This is a genomic window from Flavobacterium sp. HBTb2-11-1 (genome assembly GCF_009826975.1).
Lineage (GTDB): Bacteria > Bacteroidota > Bacteroidia > Flavobacteriales > Flavobacteriaceae > Flavobacterium.
Genome location: NZ_WUMO01000004.1, coordinates 124,853 through 143,673 on the forward strand (window position 1 = coordinate 124,853; position 18,821 = coordinate 143,673).

The following is an 18,821-nucleotide window of genomic DNA, read 5'->3' on the forward strand; positions in this document are numbered from 1 at the left end:
TTTTATTGATTTTGATCTCTCTTTTCGTTTAAATCCTGTTCTATAATCTGTAATTTTTCTTCTGATAAAGGGTAAAATGCTATAAAAGCTACAGAGATTGCGGCCGCAATTGCTGGAAGTATGCTTAACATTAATTGAATTCCGTTTTGAGCTGTCGAAGTCTGCTCTACATTGGCCTGAAAACCAAAGTAGCCTAAAAGCCAGCCCGCTCCAGCGCCGCCAATGGTCCAGCCAAATTTTTGTGACATGGATGAAGCAGAAAACACCAATCCTGTGGCTCTGCGTCCTTGTTTCCATTCTGAATAATCGGCGCTATCAGCATACATTGACCAGATTAATGGGAAAATACAGCCCGCACAAATACTGATTAAAACTTGGAAACTCATGATTAAGAAAATATCTTCTTTTCCGAATAAATAGAAAATAAGACTTAAAGCTGCGGCTAAAGCCATGGCTCCAAAAAAGGTTTTCTTTTTTCCGATTTTATTCGCAATTGGCGTAGCAATAATAACTCCGATGATGTTTGCGGCTTGCCCTAAAACCAAGTAGATAGAGGTTGGCGTCATATGAAAATCGGTTCCGAAAAGTGAGAAATCGAAATTCACAGAACTGCTTACATAATATTTGAAATAATAAACCGCTGCGCCATCGCGAATTGAATTGAAAACTAAAGCTCCAATCCCAGCTCCAAGCAGAATCCACCACGGTTTATTTTTCAGGAGATCTTTTAAATCTTCTTTTAGATTATTTTGTTCGTCTGCGATTGGTTTGATTCGTTCTTTGGTGAATAAAAAACAAGCCCAGAAAAATATGGTTGTGATTAATCCGAAAACTGCGATTGTTGCCAGCCAGCCACTTTTAGAATTTAAATTTCCTCCAAAATAGTTTACCAAAGGTTCAATGAGCCAAAGCGCCAAAAGACTTCCTCCGAATGCAAAAACCATTCTATAAGATGAAAGCGTATTTCTTTCTTTCCTGTCAGATGACATTACGCCCAAAAGCGAAGCGTAAGGAACATTTATTAAAGAATAAATCATCATCATTAGCGAATACGTCACATAAGCATAGATGATTTTTCCTTTCTCGTCAAAGTCTGGAGTGTAGAAAGTTAAAACACCAATCACGGCAAAAGGTATGGCGACCCAAAGAAGATAAGGTCTGAATTTTCCCCATTTGCTTTTGGTTCTGTCTGCTAAAATTCCAACAATCGGGTCAAAGCAAGAATCCCAGATTCGGGTAATTAAAAACATGGTCCCCACTACGGCAGGCGCTAATCCGAAAACGTCGGTGTAGAAAAACAGTAAATACATGCTGAAAATTTTCCAGAACATCGAGGAAGCAGCATCTCCTAGTCCGTAACCGATTTTTTCTTTTAAACTAATTTTGTCGTGCATTGGTTATTTTTTAAGGTTGTAATTTGGTTTGGGCAGTTATTTTAATTTTTTTGGAATGTCTTTCTCAAATATAGTCTGATCGAGCTTATAAAAATCGATAAAATCTTTCTCGCTTACTTGTCCGGAAAACGGTGCGTAATAATGCATTTTTTGTTCTTTTTCCTGCCAGCCATGGTTTCTCCATAACAAGACATAAGAAATTTTATAATCTCCGATGGCTTTTAATAAGGTTCCTGTCCACCATTTTGGATCAGGAATTGCTTCATAACCAGCTTCAGCCAATGCCATTGGTTTGCCTTTTTGACGACATATTTCGTTTAAGATTTTAAATTGCTTTTGAACTTCGCTGATAAACTTCTCACCATTCAGATCATCATTATTTTGATAAGTGTCAAAACTTAAAATATCAGCATAATTATCGCCTGGATAATTGGCTAGGAAATCATTTTCACTATCGAAACTACTGGTATTGTATACATAAATTAAATTGTGAACCCCTTTTTTTTGAAGGTAGTCAAAAGTGAATTTCCAAGCCGTTTTGAATTCTTCTGGAGTACAATTTCCTTTTCCCCACCAGAACCATCCGCCCGTCAATTCGTGAAAAGGTCTAAAAAGAATCGGAATATTTTTGCCATTTTTATCTTTTAAAGACAAAAAGAAAACCGCTGCTTTATCTAACCAAGAAGTATATTTTTTATGGTTTTCTGCTCCGGGCAAAATTGTTTTTAAAGAATTAGGCACATTATTCCAAGCGTCTTTTCCAGTTGCTGGATTATCAAAATGCCAGCTGATGGTTGAAATTCCGCCACGTGCATTTGCCTCTATGATATATTGTTTCATTTTATTGAAAGGAACACCGTCAATATTATTGGGTTTATCATTTTCTAAACCTGCAATGTCCCAGCCATAAACTGCTGGATAATCGCCTGCAACATCTTTTACATCACTTCGTCCGTTTTCATACTTCCATTTTACACCATAAGCTAGATCGTCCTGATGTCCAAATAAAAAGCCTTTTTGAGATAGTGCATTTAAATTTTTATAAAGTGATTTAGTTTCAGCTGTTGCTTTTTGATCTGCAAGTGACAAAATTGTATTACTATTACTTTTTTGCGATTCGCACGAAGTGCTTATAAAAGCAGCAGTTAGAAGCATGATAAAATGTTTTTTCATTGTCGATTTATTGATGTTTATTGGCGCTAAATACTAAAGATATAGTGATTTATGATCTTGAAATCTATTAGTTTTTTAACTCTGAAATTCTTTAGCAATTTGTCTTTAAAATTATTAAAACTATAAAAAGATATTCGATTAAAAACGATTAATGTTTAGTATTAATATTCTTTTTAAAGAAATGATAATTAATTTTTTCAAAGATAAACGGATGATTAAACTGTGATTAATATTATTTTATCAATTATATATCATATTATTGCATTAAAAAAGAATATAACTTTTCCTGAAAATACTTTTTAATATGAGTACTATGAAAAATTTTTATAGAGAAATTGCTCCGCTTGCTGCTAGCGACAGCTTTTTGGTTTTTGATCGCGTAAAAGATAGTTTTGATTTTCCGGTGCATTATCATCCGGAATTTGAGATCAATTTTATTCTAAATGGAAAAGGAGTAAAGAGAGTTGTGGGAGATAATATTGAGGAAATTGATAATGTGGAATTGGTTTTGATTGGCCCTAATTTATATCACGGTTGGGAATTGAATAAATGCACCAATAAAAAAATACACGAGATAACGATACAATTTCATAATGATTTATTTCATGAATCTTTGCTTGCAAGACGTATTATGAATCCGATTCGAGACATGTTTAACCGATCTATTCATGGAATTTTGTTTTCAAAAAAAACAGCCGAAGAATTAACGCCAAGGCTCGTGAAGCTTTCTAAACTGGACGGTATGGATTATTTCTTAGAGATTACTTCCTTATTATATGATCTGGCCAATTCAAGAAATCAGCGCCTGCTTTCTACCTACACAGTAGATTATGATACGTTTGATGATTATGATAAAATGAAATTGGTTTATGAGTACGTGCAGAAAAATTTCGCAGAAAAAATTACTTTAGAAGATGCGGCAAATGTGGCGAGCATGTCTATTATTTCTTTTAACCGATTTATTAAAAAACGTACTGGAAAAACTTTTGTCAATTATATAAATGACATTCGTATTGGTTATGCGGCACGTTGGCTCGTAGAAAAAGATATGAGTGTTTCTGAAGTTGCTTTTAAATCTGGCTTTAATAATATTGCGAACTTTAATCGCAGTTTCAAAGCGATAAAAAATTGTACGCCAAGTCAGTATCGCGAAGAATTTTCGGGTCTGAAGCGTATTTTATAATGATACTTTTTTGTCACAAGTAAGTATTATTTTTAACGAAAACGTTTGCTTTTCGACATTTCATTGGTTTTTATTCATTGTTTAGGTTCCTTTTGAGGATTGTTATTGCGAATAATTTAATTTTTATATGATTTTATTTCTATATGTGTTTTTTTAATCGCCTATAGTAAAAATATTATCATTAAATGATATAATATTATCGATTTGATAATTCTCGCTGTTATAGATTTGTTGAAATAATTTAAAAGTAAAAATTACCCTGGCATTTGCTTTTAAGATTATGCAATAAACAAATTTAACTAACCAAACATTATTATGAAAAAACTAATGACTCACTTTCTTCATTGGAGTGCTAACCACAGAGCAATTCCTTTGATTGTATTCTTGCTGCTGACTAGTAATTTTATTGCTGCTCAGGTTAAAATAACAGGAGTAGTGTCTGATGATAAAGGAATGACAATTCCTGGAGCCAACATTTCAGTTGTTGGATCAAAAAATACTGCATCTTCAGACTTTGATGGTAAATATAGTATTGATGCCCCTTCAAATGGGACTTTGGTAGTGTCATTTATCGGTTTTGATTCTCAAAAAATTGCTATTGCTGGCAAAACTAAAATCAATATTTCTTTAAAACCGTCTTCAGAAGACTTAAAAGAAGTTGTTGTAATTGGATACGGAACTCAGAAAAAGAAAGATGTAAATGGTGCGATATCTTCTGTACGATCTAAGGATATCGAAAATTTGAAACAGGTATCTATCGATCAGATGCTTCAAGGTAAGGCTGCTGGGGTTTCGGTAACAAATAACTCAGGCCAGCCAGGTGGTGCAGCTTCTGTTAGAGTGCGTGGTACGACTTCTATTACTGGAACAAATGAGCCTTTGTATGTAATTGATGGGGTGCCAATTTCTGGAGATGCAACGGGTAAATCTACCAGCGGGCAGACCTTGGCAGGAAAGGATGGGTTTTCTGCCTCTGGAGGAAGCGGTAATACAGCCATGAGTCCATTGTCAATGATTAATCCAAACGATATTGAATCGATGGATATTTTGAAAGATGCTTCGGCAACAGCAATTTACGGATCTCGCGGTGCAAATGGAGTTATTATTATTACGACTAAATCAGGTAAAAAAGGCGGAGGAAAAGTATCGTATGAGAACTACACTTCTTTTGCAACAATAAGTAATAAATTGGATGTTTTAAATTTGTCCGAATATGCAACTTTAAAAACCAATCTGGCTAAACTATGGGGTTTTCAGACTCGTCAGGAGTTTTCTCATCCAGAGCTGTTAGGGCCTGGAACAAACTGGCAGGATGAAGTATATAGAACGGCTATTTCCAACAGCCATCAGCTTTCATTTTCTGGCGCTAAAGATGGAACAAGCTATTATCTGTCTGGAAGTTATTTAGATAATGAAGGAACGATTATCAATTCGGGATTAAAGAGATATACTGTTAGATTGAATTTGGATTCAAAAATTAAATCTTGGTTAAGAATTGGTGGAAATCTAACAGGAGGTATTACAAATGAAAGAATTACAGTAAACCAAAGTTATTCAGGATTAATTTCAAATACATTATTGCAATCTCCTGATATTCCAGTTAGAAATGTTGACGGCTCATTTGCAGGTCCGCCATCTTCTGAACAGAGTGTTACCTATTATAATCCAGTAGCAGAAGCATTAACCAGAGAAAATAAATTGGTTAGAAAAAATTTCTTAGGAAATGTTTATGCTGAGGCAGATATTGTTAAAGGATTGAAATATCGCATTGAAATTGCCGCAAATACGGAGTTTTCTGAAAATGATGACTTCAGACCATCGTACGCATGGGGAAGCCAGGTAAATTTATTAGCTGATTTAGACGTAAGGAGACAAAACTGGTATTCTACAAATATTAAAAATTTACTGACTTACGATAGAACTTTTGGCAAGCACAAAATTACTCTTTTGGCAGGTCAGGAGGCAAACGATTCTCATTGGGAAGGTTTGATTGCATCTGCGCAAGGGTTTAAAACAAATTCAATTCACACCATTAATTTAGCTGATGTTGATAATAACACTATTACACAATATAAAGGAAGCGCTTCACTTTCATCTTTATTTGCGCGTGTTATTTATGACTTTAATGATAAATATAGCATTACAGCATCTATCAGACAGGACGTTTCGTCTAAATTTGATCCGACTACAGATAACCAAAAGGGTGTTTTTAACGCAATTTCCGGTTCATGGAAATTGTCTAACGAGTCTTTTATGGAAGGAACTCGCAAATATGTAGACAATATTAAATTTAGAGTTGGGTATGGAGAAACCGGAAACCAGCAGATTCCAAATAACAGTTACTCTGCAATGTTAGGAACTCAAAATTCAGGTTTAGGAAGCGGATTCTTGCCATCAAATTATCCGAATCCAGATTTAGTTTGGGAATCTTTGAATCAGACTAACTTAGGTATTGATTTTACATTGCTGAATAATAAGCTTTCAGCAAGTTTTGATGTTTATGACAAAAAATCTAAAGGTTTCTTATTTCAAGTGCCGTTGCCTTTATATCTAACAGGTGGCGGAGGTCAGTACGGAGGAGTTTCTGCTCCATACTCTAACTTAGGGACTATGAGTAATAAGGGGTATGATATTACAGTTGGATACGATTTAAGATCTTCAGGAAACTTTAATTGGGATGCATCTTTGGTTGTTTCTCATTACAAAAATAATCTAGACGAAATTGCTAACGGAATTGTGTTAACTCAAGAAGTTAATACCAACGGATATCAGCCAGTAGTAGTTACCAATACTACAATTGGAAATCCAATTGGATTGTTCTACGGGTATAAAACAGACGGAATTTTCAAGGATCAAACAGTTTTGGATAATGCACCGCTTCAATTTGGTCAAGCGGTAGGAACGGGAGCAGGAGAAACAGCTTTGGGAGATGTTAAATATGTGGATGTAAATGGAGACGGAAAAATTGATGCAAATGATAAAACATTCATTGGGAATCCGCATCCAAAATTCACTTACGGATTTACAAACAATTTCAAATATAAAAACGTAGATCTTTCTATTTTTCTTCAAGGTTCGTACGGAAATGATGTTATGAATTTGACAAGAAGAGCTGGCACAACGAATGCTTCTTTATATGATAACCAATTAGTGGAGGCAATGGATTATTATTCTCCAACAAATACAGCAAGTAATAACCCAAGGCCAATTGCAGATTCTTCAAATAATAACCTTCTTATTTCAGATCGTTATGTTGAAGATGGATCGTACTTAAGAATTCAGAATATAACCCTAGGGTATTCTTTGCCGCAAGATGTAATTTCAAAATATAAAATTTCAAGATTAAGATTGTACGGGTCTGCACAGAACTTGTATACGTTTACAAATTATTCAGGTTATGATCCGGAGATTGGTTCATTTAATCAGAATGTGCTTTTATCAGGAATTGACAACGGAAGATATCCCGTAGCGAGAACATTTTTAGTTGGACTTAACCTAGAATTTTAAAATTAAAGAAAATGAAAAAGAAATCTTTTTTAAATAGATATAGCCTGCTTTTTATGGCAGTGGCATTTTTGACTTTTGGATCTTGTCAGGACGATTTTACTGATAGACCTTCTGAAGATGGAATAAGTTTGGATTCGTATTACAGCACAGACGAGCAAGTGTCATCGGCAACAAATGGGATGTATAGCAGAACTTGGTTTCAAATGTATAATAAATTCTGGTGGGCGCTGGAAGTAGGATCTGGAAACATGTATTCTGGTTCTCCTGACGTGAGCGGATTAAGAACTTTCTCTTTAAACGGAAGCGATCCAGAATTAGTAAATGGTTGGTCATCTTTATGGGCAAACGTACAGCAGTCCAATATGATTATTAACTTTCTTGCGGCAAGAGTAGGACCAGGTGTTTCTCAAGATGTTTTGAATAATACTATTGGAGAAGCGTATTTTATGAGAGCTACTGCTTATTTTGATTTAGTGAGACTTTGGGGGCCAGTGCCCATTATTGAAAATCCATTAGACTATACCAGTAATCCTTATGTAAATACAAATCCAGTTGAAGATATCTATAAATTAATTACATCTGATTATTTAAAGGCAATTGACTTATTGGTGGCGAAAAACAGAGGTGCAAACTATGCAAATAACGGACATGTTTCTAAAGGTTCTGCAAAAGCAATGCTGGCAAAAGTGTATTTATATCAAAAAGACTATGCAAAAGCAAGGGCAATGGCAGAAGATGTTATCAATAGCGGGGAGTTCAAGCTTTTAGGAGGAGACCAGCTTCCAGGAAAAAGTTTTGGAGATTTGTTTACATATGCAAACAATAATAACGAAGAATCGATTTTTGCTCTTCAATGGAAAGGAGACGGGGCTTACGGATCTGCAAACAACTGTAACACACAATTCGGATTCCAAGATGGCACATTGTCAACTTCAAATGCATCTTATGCGGGAGTTTTTGGTCCAAGCCAAGAAGTTATGCTTTCTTTATATGATGCTGGAGATTTAAGAAAGCATGAAACCGTAATGGTTGGCGGTGACACTTATCCGAATATTAAAACTACACAAGGAATAGGATTTACAGTTCCATCAGGTAAAGATCTTGCTCAAGCGTCTGGAGGAGCAATTAAAAAATATTGCATTGGCGTGGTTAACGGAAATGTGACAGGTCAGGCAGATGCATGGGCGATGATGGATAATAATACATATGTAATGCGTTATGCGGAATTGCTGTTAATTCATGCTGAAGCAGTTTTAGCGGGTGGGGCAAGCACTTCAGATGCGTCAGCTTTAAGTTCAATCAATGCGGTAAGAAAGAGAGCCGGTTTAGCCGCTTTAACTTCCATTACTTTTGATGATATATTTTTAGAAAGAAGAAAAGAATTATGTTTTGAAGGAGATTATTGGTTTGATCTAGGACGTATAGACAAAGCGAAAGCAATCGCTATTATGTCGGCGCAAAATAGAGGAGACAGATATGGAGAGCGCCACTATACGCCAGTTTATAGTGAAGATCACGCAACAAATGATTTCTATATGGACTATCCAGATAACGAAGTGGCTAAAAATCCTAAATTGTTACAGGCTCCAGTTCCGTATACTTTTAAATAATCCCTAAAAATTAGACTGATATGAAAAATATAAAAATAAAATACGTTTTGCCTTTCATTACAATGGCATTTATAGTGCTGGGCGTGTTTTCATCTTGCGACAATGATGACTCTTCTGGAAGTTCCGGAGTGCCAGTCATTACAAGTGTTGCAAAATCTGTTGAAGGTGATTTGGTTCCTGTTACAGTTGGAGATCCTAAAAATTATTATATTATTCAAGGAAAAGGACTTTCAGGTGTAACAAAAATCTTCTTTAATGATTTTGATACCTATTTTAACCCTACACTAGTTACCGATACTGCAATTTTTGTTTTAATTGATGAAAAAACACCTTATGCAGATGCAAGCAATAAATTGAAATTGGTTACAAAACAAGGAACAGTTTTATACGATTTTGTTATAGCGCCTCCAACGCCTAAGTTTGGAAGTTATAACCCGATAAATGCGGCAGATGGTGATGTGGTTACCATTTATGGAGATTATTTCCTTGATCCTATAGTTAAGGTTGGAGCCACAGAGGCAGAGATAGTTTCTTCATCATTAACAGAGATTAAATTTAAAATGCCAGCAAATTCTGCAGATAAATATGTAAGTGTTACCAATATCTCAGGAACTACTTCATCTGAAGAAGCAGTTGGATCAGCATTGTATGATGATGTTATTCAAGGTGATGCTGGACATTGGATGTGGAGCGGAAGCGATACTTTTGATACTAATTTTAAAGATGATGTAGTACAGGGACAAGCAGCAATTAAATTTGTTTTTGGCGGATGGAATGGCGCTGATATGAAATTTAACTCGCGAGATGTTTCTAAATACAAAGCCTTTAGAGTAAAAGTAAAAAGCGTCTCTACAAATGCAAATGCCAGTGTGATATTTGTTTTTGGCGGATGGGCTTATCAAATTAAAAAGCCATTAACGAACAAATGGACTACAATTGAAATTCCGTTTTCTGACATTGGAAATCCAACAACTTTTGATCAGCTGACACTTCAGGAGTCTGGAAGTTTTGGAGGGAATACCATTCTTATGGATGACATGGGATTTGTTTTAAAATAAAATCTTAGGATTGGTTTTAGTTTTGTTTCAAGTATTCCCTAATCTACTCAATTAGGGAATGCTTTTTTTGTAATACATTTAAATTTAATTTTATGAAAAGAATAATTTTATTGTTTTCTCTGTGCTTTTCAGTTTTAAGCTTCGGTCAGGGAAATACGCATACACAATCGGGAGGAAAATACGAAGGATTGGCGATTACGCCTCCAATGGGATGGAATTCATGGAATACCTTTGCAACCAATATTGACGAGAAATTAGTAAAAGAAACAGCCGATATTATGGTTTCTTCTGGTTTAGCCGCTGCAGGATACAATTATATCGTATTAGATGATGGCTGGATGACACACGAGCGTGATGCAAATGGTGATTTAGTGCCAGATCCAGAAAAATTTCCAAGCGGAATGAAAGCGCTTATAGATTATGTTCATAATAAAGGTCTGAAATTCGGTTTGTATAATTGTGCAGGAACAAAGACCTGTGCAGGTTATCCAGGAACAAGAGGCTATGAATATCAGGATGCTAGATTTTATGCAAAACTCGGAATCGATTTTTTAAAATACGATTGGTGCAATACTGAAGGCATTACAGCAAAAGAAGCTTATACCACAATGAGCAATGCATTAAAAACAGCTGGAAGACCAATTGTTTTTAGTCTTTGCGAATGGGGAGACAATCAGCCGTGGGAATGGGGAAAACCTGTTGGAAATCTTTGGAGAATCTCAGGAGATATTTATCCGTGTTTTGATTGCGAATTCAAACATCCAGAAAATTGGTCTTCTTGGGGATTTATGAAAATTGCCGATATGAGAAAAGATATTCGTAGATATTCTGGTCCAGATCATTGGAACGATTTTGATATGATGGAAGTTGGAAACGAAATGAATGATACCGAAGATAAAACGCATTTTGCTATGTGGTGCATGCTTTCGTCGCCTTTATTTACAGGTAACGATTATAGAAAAATGTCAAAAGAGACTTTGGCAATTTTGACTAATAAAGAACTTCTTGCTGTAAATCAGGATAAACTTGGAATACAAGGATTTAAATATGTTATTTTAGATGGAGTAGAAGTATGGGTAAAACCTCTTTCTGATGGAGCTTGGGCAGTGAGTTTTGTAAACAGAACGGAAACATCGAAAAAAATCAGTTTCGATTGGAAGAAAAATAGCATCAAAGATGCTGATTTTGGTTATGAGGCTGATTTTAATAAAGCAATCTTCAAAATAAAAGATCTTTGGAAAAACAGAGAAGTCGGAAATACCAAAAAAGTTTTTACTGCTGAAATTGCTTCGCATGATGTAGTTACCTTAAAACTAATTCCTTAAATCAATACATTATGAAATCAAAGTTTTGGTATGCCACCTTTTTGCTTTTGCTGTTTGTAAATGTTTCAAAAGCGCAATTTGTAGAAAAGCACGGCCAGTTAAGCGTCTTAGGAACTCAGCTTGTAGATAAAGATAACAATCCGATTGTCCTTCGCGGACTAAGTTTTGGGTGGCATAGCATGTGGCCAAGATTTTATAATGAAAAAGCAGTAAGCTGGTTAAAAAAAGATTTTAATTGTAATGTAGTTCGTGCCGCCATGGGAATCGAACTGGGTGATTACTCATATATAAAGGATCCACAGTTTTCTAAAGAGAAAATAGAAGCGGTTGTAAATGGAGCTATAAAATCTGACATCTATGTCATTATAGATTGGCACAGCCATAATATAAATCTGAGAGAAGCTAAACAGTTTTTTGAAGAAATGTCAAAAAAGTATGCCAAGTATCCTAATATTATATATGAGATATTTAACGAGCCAGATTATGAAACTTGGTGGGAAGTAAAAAATTATGCAGAAGAAATAATTCAAGTAATTCGTGAAAACGATCCTAATAATATTATTCTTGTCGGCTGTCCACATTGGGATCAGGATATCGATCTTCCAGCCGAAGATCCAATAAGAGGTTATACTAATATAATGTATACTATGCATTTTTATGCGGCAACGCATGGCAAAGAATTGAGAGATAGAACAGATTTGGCTATTAAGAGAGGTTTACCAGTGTTTATTTCTGAATCTGCTGGGATGGAAGCGTCTGGAGATGGGCCTCTCAATTATAAAGCTTGGCAAGAATATATAGATTGGATGGAGTCTAAAAAACTAAGCTGGATTACTTGGTCAGTATCAGATAAGGATGAAACTTGTTCTATTCTAAAAAAATCCGCTAAATCTGATGGAAAATGGAGAGATGAAGATTTGAAAGATTCAGGAATTAAAGTCCGTGAATATTTAAGAAAATATAATAAAGAAGAATAGATCATTTAAGCCATTTATATAAAAGCCTGTTCATTTAAACGAACGGGCTTTTTTTTGGTTTTTCTATAGAGTAAAATCGCCCCCTAATCTTATGTAGAGAAGCATTTTGGAAGGATTAAATTTGTAGGAATTTATTCTTGATAAAAAATATCTTTGTTTTGATTTTTCTATAGGTTCTGTATTTCTTTGTTTTTTATGATTTTAAATTTACCCCATGTTTTTTATGGGGTGTTTTTGTTTTTAAATGTTTTAAATGATGTTTTAGTCTAATTTTTGTAGTAATTTTTACTTTTACCCATGTGAAAATAGTGAAATTGGTCTAAAATGTGTTATTGAATTTTCAAAAACAATTATCTATAAATATCAAATCACGATTATTGGCGACTTAATTTTTGTAATCCATAATTCTTCGTCTAAAACGCCAAAAAAGCACTTTTGAATTATTCTACTCATGCAAAAGTTAATAAATTCGCTAATGAAAATGATGATGATTTGAAGGCGCATGAAAGGTTTTAGAAATGACTTATACTATTAAATAGATATATAAAAGATTAACTAACCAGAATCAATTAATAACTAAAAACCAATTTAAAACATGAAAAAAGCATTTCACATTTTAGCCGCGATGTTAACTAGTTCTTTTGCCTTTGCCCAAGAAGAGGAAGCAGCAGCTCCGCCAGCAACCACATGGGGAGGTTCTGCAGATGCGTACTATAAATATGATTTTTCAAAACAAATGAATGGATTAACGAGCTTTACCAACTCACAGAATTCATTTGAATTAGGAATGGCATCGATCGAAGCGGGCCATACTTTTGGAAAAGCTTCTGTGTTTGTAGACTTAGGTTTCGGAAAAAGAGCAGCAGAATTTTCATATAACGAAACACCAGATAAAGATGCAAGTGCAAAATTTTTAATTAAACAATTATACTTTACGTACAATTTGACCGATGAATTTAAAGTAGTAGCGGGTAGTTTCGGAACCCATATCGGTTATGAAGTATTAGATGCGGTAGATAATAAAAACTACAGTATGTCTTATGCGTTTTCTTATGGACCGTTTTTCAATACGGGGGTAAAAGCACAATATACTTCTGGCAAATTTACAGCCATGTTAGGATTAACCAACCCAACAGACTTTAAATCGGCTATGGATGCAGGCTCTTACCAAAAAACGTTCATTGGACAAGTAGGATATATAGGAGATACAGGAAGTGCGTATTTGAATTTTACAACAGGAAGCACTAACCCAATACCAGGAAGTACAATTCCGGTTTCTGACGAAAATAAAACGCAGTTTGATTTAACAGCTTCTAAAACAATTTCAGATAGTTTTGCACTTGGCTTAAACGCAACTTATGCTAAAACGACAAATGATTTTGACAGTAATTTAGATGGAGATTGGTTTTCATTAGTTGGATATGCTACTTATTCATTCAATCCAGCTTTGCTCTTAGCGTACAGAATGGAATATTTTGATGCTAAAGATGCAGCTCCAAGTTTAGGAACTTTGGCAGGATCAAATGTATTTGCTAACACAGTTTCTTTAAACTACAAAGTTGGAAAACTAACTATAATTCCTGAGCTAAGATACGATGCAGCATCTGAAGATATATTCTTAGATAAAGATGCATTGCCAACTGGCGGAAGCTTCTTTGCTCTAATTGCAACAACATACTCTTTCTAGAGATAAAGATTGATATTTTTTTTTTTTTTTGGAGCTGTCGAAACATATTAATGTTTTGGCAGCTTTTTTATTTGTTTCAGGTTTCAAGTTTCAAGTTTGAAGTTTGAAGTTTCAGGGTCGAAGTTAAATAGGCGATAATCATTCCGTAGGGATGTTTTGTTGGTAGAATTGAATTGATTGCGGCGCGGTTATACGTTCCGTAGGAACGTTTGATTTGTAGGTTCGAAAACAGGAAATCTTTCATAATAAACCATAAAAAAAACGTTTCTGTATTTTTTTTACAGAAACGTTTTTTTATTTAATTGTTGAGGTTTTATTGAACCTGTTTTTTATAAATCGAATAAATCGTATCGATTGTTTTTCTGTCTAAAACTGAAGTTGCATCAGTTTGAATATAATGCAGTTTAAATGCCTGAATCGCTGCGGTTAGATTTTTAGTGTTGTAACCGATAATTCTTAATGCTGGTTCAATTTTAAAATCAAAAGGGGCAGGTTCTAAGACTTCGTCTGGCCAGATTCCAAATCCTTTTTCAGCTAAGGTCTTCCAAGGAAATAAAGCACTTGGATCTTGTTTTCTTCCTGGCGCAATATCAGCATGGCCTAAAAAGTTTTGTGTCGGAATATTGTAGTCCTTTTTTAACTTGGTTAATAAAGCCACCAAACTACTGATTTGAGCTTCGGTAAACGGTTTAAAGCCGTTATTATCCAACTCGATACCGATAGAGCAAGAGTTTAAATCTGTTGTTTTTCCCCAAGTAGAATTCCCAGCATGCCAAGCTCTTAAATAATCGTTCAGCATTTGCACTACTTTTCCGTTTTCAGAAATGATATAGTGCGCGCTTACTTGAGTCTTGGTTTTTGTAAACGTATTAATGGTTTGCTGAAGAGAATCTTGAGCTGTGTGATGAATAATAATGAAACTTGGCTTTCTCAAATTGAAATTTACCGTACCAATCCATTCGGTATTAATTCCATTTTGCAAATAAGTTGAATTTGTTTTTGATAATGTATCTTTTATAATTCTCAGCTGCTGTGCATATGAAGTGTCAATCACAACAGGTGAAACTGCTGGAATAGGTTTGGCTTCTTTGCTGGTAATCTGGTTTTCCAAATTTTTTAGCTGCTGATCGTAAGCTTTTTCAGTATTCTTGTACGGATTTGTAGAACAAGCACTGACAATAACAGCTAAAATCAGATAACAAAAATGTTTTTTTGTCATAATACGTTGTTTTATTGGTTAATAACGATTATTCTGATATTTTCGTATCTGGAGTTTCCTTTACTTCTTTTGAGTCTTTAGAATCTTTATCTTTTTTCTTTTTTGATTTGGGCTTTTTTACTTCTTTTAAAGTATCCATAAAAGTTTTGTACTTTTCAACTTGATCAGGATTTAAAAAAGCAGTAATTTTTTTATCAGTACTTTCGCGTAAAGCTTTTATTTGTTCAATTTTTTGATCTTGACTGCTGCTTTCGTTTTTTAATAAAATTCCTTGTTCTCTTACACTATCTGCTAAAACATTTGCTATTGCAATTGCTTGTAATTCATCTAGATTTACTTGCGGTTTCATTTGTTCTACAATCATTCCTGCAGTTTCTTCAGGCGGAGTTTCTTTGGGTTTGCTTTGGGAACCCTGCTGTTGTCCAGCCATCATGCTTCTATCCATACCCATTCCGCCACCTCTTCCGTAACCGCCACCATAACCATTACCATAGCCGTTATTGTATCCACCATATTGAGCAGAAATTGTGTTAACACAGAATAAAGTAAAAACGAAAACGATTAGGTTGAGAGTAGGTTTCATAAAGTATTTTGTCTAAAAATTTGCAATAGCGCAGTGTAAATTTAAGCAGGTTCTCCGTATAAATCAAATTCTGTTGCTTCAATTATTTTTATATTAACAAATTCCCCAGTTTTAACATAGTGCTTAGAAGCATCGATAAGAACTTCGTTGTCAACATCAGGACTGTCAAATTCTGTACGCCCAACAAAATGAGCGCCTTCTTTTCTGTCAATGATGCATCTAAATACTTTGCCAACTTTCTCTTGATTCAAATCCCAAGAAATTTGAGATTGCAATTCCATAATTTCATTTGCTCTAGCTTGTTTTACATCATCTGGAACATCATCTTCTAATGAGTAAGCATGAGTATTTTCTTCATGAGAATAAGCAAAACATCCCATTCTATCAAATTTCATCTCTTGAACAAAATCTTTCAGAATTTCAAAATCCTCTTGAGTTTCACCTGGGTAACCAACAATTAGAGTAGTTCTAATTGCCATTCCTGGAACCGCAGCGCGAAAATCTTTTAATAACTGAGTTGTTTTGGCTTGAGTTGTACCACGGCGCATTGATTTCAAAATAGAATCAGAAATGTGTTGCAACGGAATATCAATATAATTACAGATTTTTGGTTCGCGTTTCATTACTTCTAAAACATCCATAGGGAAACCAGTAGGGAAAGCATAGTGTAAACGAATCCATTCAATTCCTTCTACTTTTACCAATGCCTCAAGTAATTCAGCAAGATTTCTTTTTTTATAAAGATCAAGTCCGTAATAAGTCAAGTCTTGAGCAATTAAGATTAATTCTTTAACTCCATTTTTGGCTAAACCTTCAGCTTCTTTAACCAATTTTTCAATTGGCTGAGAAACATGAGAACCTCTCATCAATGGTATTGCGCAAAAACTGCATGGTCTATCACAACCTTCAGCGATTTTCAAATAAGCGTAATTTTTCGGAGTTGTAGTTAAACGCTCTCCAAGTAATTCGTGTTTATAGTCGGCTCCAAGCGCTTTTAATAGTTGAGGTAATTCTGTAGTTCCAAAATATTGGTCAACGTTCGGAATTTCTTTTTCTAAATCTGGTCTGTAACGTTCAGACAAACATCCTGTTACAAAAACTTTGTCAACAAGTCCTTTATCTTTTTTATCTGCATATTCCAAAATCATATTTACCGATTCTGCTTTAGCATTATCAATAAATCCGCAAGTATTGATTACAATAATGTTTCCTTCTTTTTCTGCAGGAGCTTCATGTTCAACTTCTTTTCCATTCGCGCGAAGCTGTCCCATTAGGACTTCACTATCATAAACATTTTTTGAACACCCAAGAGTGATTACGTTAATTTTGTTCTTTTTTAAAGACTTGGTTCTCATACTTTTATAAATTGGAGTGCAAAATTACACTTTTTTTATTCAAACTACGCTAGTTTGCAGTTTGTTTTAGCTGTTTTTTATGAAGTTAACTAGTTTGGTTGCTTGTGTTTTTTGATTTGAATTAAAATTAAAGGCTTCTTTTAACGGATAAAAAAAATCCGCCAAGGAAAACCTGACGGAAATTTCAATCATCTATTTTGATTTTTAATTACAATTCAAATAATAAGGTCATAGTGACATTGTTTAATTTCGAAGTGATGTTAGCTCCATCAGTGAATCCTCTTGTAAAGAAACCTTGATTTGAATCTCTTTCTAAATAAGAATAAGCCAAGTCTAGTTTTGTAGATCCGAAATTATAGCCCAAACCAGCAGAATAACTGTTTAATTCGCCAACTGTAATTCCGTTTTTATAAGGACTTCCTTCATAACGGTATCCACCTCTTAAGCTTAATTGTTTGATTTTGTATTCAGCACCAATGCGAAGCTCGCCTGTGCTGGTTAAAGTATTGCTGATATCGTTATTTATCCCTCTGAAGCCTGGGTCGCTTGTAGGCTTAAATTTGCTGTTACCATAATTTCTAATGCCGTAATCAACACTTAATAAACCAGATTTTCCAAAAACGTAAGCGGCGCTAAAAGTCCATTTGTCTGGTGTTTGTAAGGTGTAGGAATCATATACGTTTACAACATTTGGATTTACATTAGCATTTAATGCAGGTCCGCCGTCTGCTTGTCTAGTTGTGTAGATGCTTTGAGAGGTTTCATCGTATAGTTCGTACCAAGTGTTTGATTCATAAGCTATACCAAGCCTAAAAGCTTCGGTAACTTTTCCTATTGCTCCAAGTTGAAAAGAGAATCCATTTCCGTATGTATATAGCTCGTTGTTGAAACGTAAATTTGAAATTGTTTCGTATGGTTGCAATGGATTGTCATTGTCTTCATAGAAACTTGTAGATCTTCTATAATCGGTTATGTGAACATTTAAATTCGCTCCAAAATAAAGGCGGTCTTTGTAAGAAGTTGCTATATTGAAGCCTAGTTTGCTATTGTAGCCTCTGGTATAAACTTCATTTTCTTGATAATAATTCCCGCCAGGAGGAATATTGCTGAAGTATTGGGTATTTTCGGGGTCAATAGCAGCTGGGTCAATGACATGTCCCCAATATCCCATATATGCTTGCTGTTCTGTATAGTTTAAATCTCTATAGTCTAAGCCATCTATATATTTTAAAGGAATGCCATTTGCGAAATCTAAGAAATAAGCGCCAACAGAATTCGTAGGATTCGTTCCTGCAGAAAAAACTTCATTGTTGAAATTATTTGTATTTTCGTAAGTTGCCCCAATTGCAATTTTACTCCAGCCAACTCTTGGATCGTGGTTTTTAAAAACAAAAACACCGCCAGCTTGATTCAGGATAAAAGAGTTTTCCTTGTCTGAAGTCTGAGTGCCAAAGTAGTTAGAGTTGTTTTTAATATTCTGATTGCTAAATGATACTCCAACTTGATTGCTATTAAAGATCGCTGATCCGGCAGGGTTGACACTTAAGGAAGAAATGTCTCCTCCAACAGCTCCAAAAGCACCGCTCATGGCTCTGTAGCGTGCAGTTCCGGTAAGATTTTCTTGTGAATAACGTAGAGCATCTGAAACTTCTTGAGAATATGACGCGCAGGCAGTTAGTCCCGTTATAAATAGGAAAAATATTTTTTTCATTTTGATAAGTTTTAGTTCGAATTTAAGTGAAGTGAGAGA

Annotated in this window: 13 protein-coding genes; 7 read left to right on the forward strand and 6 right to left on the reverse strand. The window is 34.8% G+C overall.

Going from position 1 to position 18,821, the window contains the following annotated elements:
- Positions 1–2: 2 nt before the first annotated feature.
- Both GR162_RS09995 and GR162_RS10000 read right to left on the reverse strand, forming a co-directional pair.
- Complete coding sequence (locus tag GR162_RS09995; RefSeq protein ID WP_160782034.1) at positions 3–1,394, reverse strand: MFS transporter; 1,392 nt, start codon at positions 1,392–1,394, stop codon at positions 3–5.
- Between the two features lie 36 nt (positions 1,395–1,430).
- Positions 1,431–2,567, reverse strand: a complete 1,137-nt coding sequence (locus GR162_RS10000) for a glycoside hydrolase family 26 protein (protein WP_237421345.1) — start codon at positions 2,565–2,567, stop codon at positions 1,431–1,433.
- A 304-nt stretch (positions 2,568–2,871) separates the two neighbouring features.
- On the opposite strand from GR162_RS10000, the gene GR162_RS10005 reads away from it, so the two are divergent.
- From GR162_RS10005 to GR162_RS10035, 7 genes are all read left to right on the forward strand, one after another.
- A complete protein-coding gene (locus tag GR162_RS10005) occupies positions 2,872–3,750 on the forward strand; it encodes an AraC family transcriptional regulator (RefSeq protein WP_160782035.1) in 879 nt (292 codons plus the stop codon).
- 315 nt (positions 3,751–4,065) lie between these two features.
- Positions 4,066–7,257 (forward strand): TonB-dependent receptor, encoded by a 3,192-nt coding sequence (locus GR162_RS10010; protein ID WP_160782036.1) that lies wholly within the window; start codon positions 4,066–4,068, stop codon positions 7,255–7,257.
- 11 nt (positions 7,258–7,268) lie between these two features.
- Positions 7,269–8,867, forward strand: a complete 1,599-nt coding sequence (locus GR162_RS10015; RefSeq protein WP_160782037.1) for a RagB/SusD family nutrient uptake outer membrane protein — start codon at positions 7,269–7,271, stop codon at positions 8,865–8,867.
- Between the two features lie 20 nt (positions 8,868–8,887).
- Complete coding sequence (locus GR162_RS10020; RefSeq protein ID WP_160782038.1) at positions 8,888–9,925, forward strand: IPT/TIG domain-containing protein; 1,038 nt, start codon at positions 8,888–8,890, stop codon at positions 9,923–9,925.
- Positions 9,926–10,017: 92 nt separating this feature from the next.
- Positions 10,018–11,250, forward strand: coding sequence for a glycoside hydrolase family 27 protein (locus GR162_RS10025; protein WP_160782039.1), 1,233 nt, complete (start codon positions 10,018–10,020; stop codon positions 11,248–11,250).
- 11 nt (positions 11,251–11,261) lie between these two features.
- Complete coding sequence (locus GR162_RS10030) at positions 11,262–12,227, forward strand: glycoside hydrolase family 5 protein (RefSeq protein ID WP_160782040.1); 966 nt, start codon at positions 11,262–11,264, stop codon at positions 12,225–12,227.
- 595 nt (positions 12,228–12,822) lie between these two features.
- Positions 12,823–13,914, forward strand: coding sequence for an outer membrane beta-barrel protein (locus GR162_RS10035; protein ID WP_160782041.1), 1,092 nt, complete (start codon positions 12,823–12,825; stop codon positions 13,912–13,914).
- A 313-nt stretch (positions 13,915–14,227) separates the two neighbouring features.
- Here the strand turns inward: GR162_RS10035 and GR162_RS10040 are convergent, their stop codons facing one another.
- The 4 genes from GR162_RS10040 to GR162_RS10055 form a co-directional block, all read right to left on the reverse strand.
- Positions 14,228–15,133, reverse strand: a complete 906-nt coding sequence (locus tag GR162_RS10040) for an N-acetylmuramoyl-L-alanine amidase (RefSeq protein ID WP_160782042.1) — start codon at positions 15,131–15,133, stop codon at positions 14,228–14,230.
- 28 nt (positions 15,134–15,161) lie between these two features.
- Positions 15,162–15,716: a hypothetical protein gene (locus GR162_RS10045; protein WP_160782043.1), complete on the reverse strand. Its 555-nt coding sequence runs from the start codon at positions 15,714–15,716 to the stop codon at positions 15,162–15,164.
- Between the two features lie 41 nt (positions 15,717–15,757).
- Positions 15,758–17,071 carry a 30S ribosomal protein S12 methylthiotransferase RimO gene (rimO, locus tag GR162_RS10050; protein WP_066033820.1) on the reverse strand — a complete coding sequence of 438 codons (1,314 nt, stop codon included), beginning with the start codon at positions 17,069–17,071 and terminating at the stop codon, positions 15,758–15,760.
- A gap of 208 nt (positions 17,072–17,279) precedes the next feature.
- On the reverse strand, positions 17,280–18,782 hold the full coding sequence (locus GR162_RS10055; protein ID WP_160782044.1) for an OmpP1/FadL family transporter: 1,503 nt from the start codon (positions 18,780–18,782) through the stop codon (positions 17,280–17,282).
- Positions 18,783–18,821: the final 39 nt, after the last annotated feature.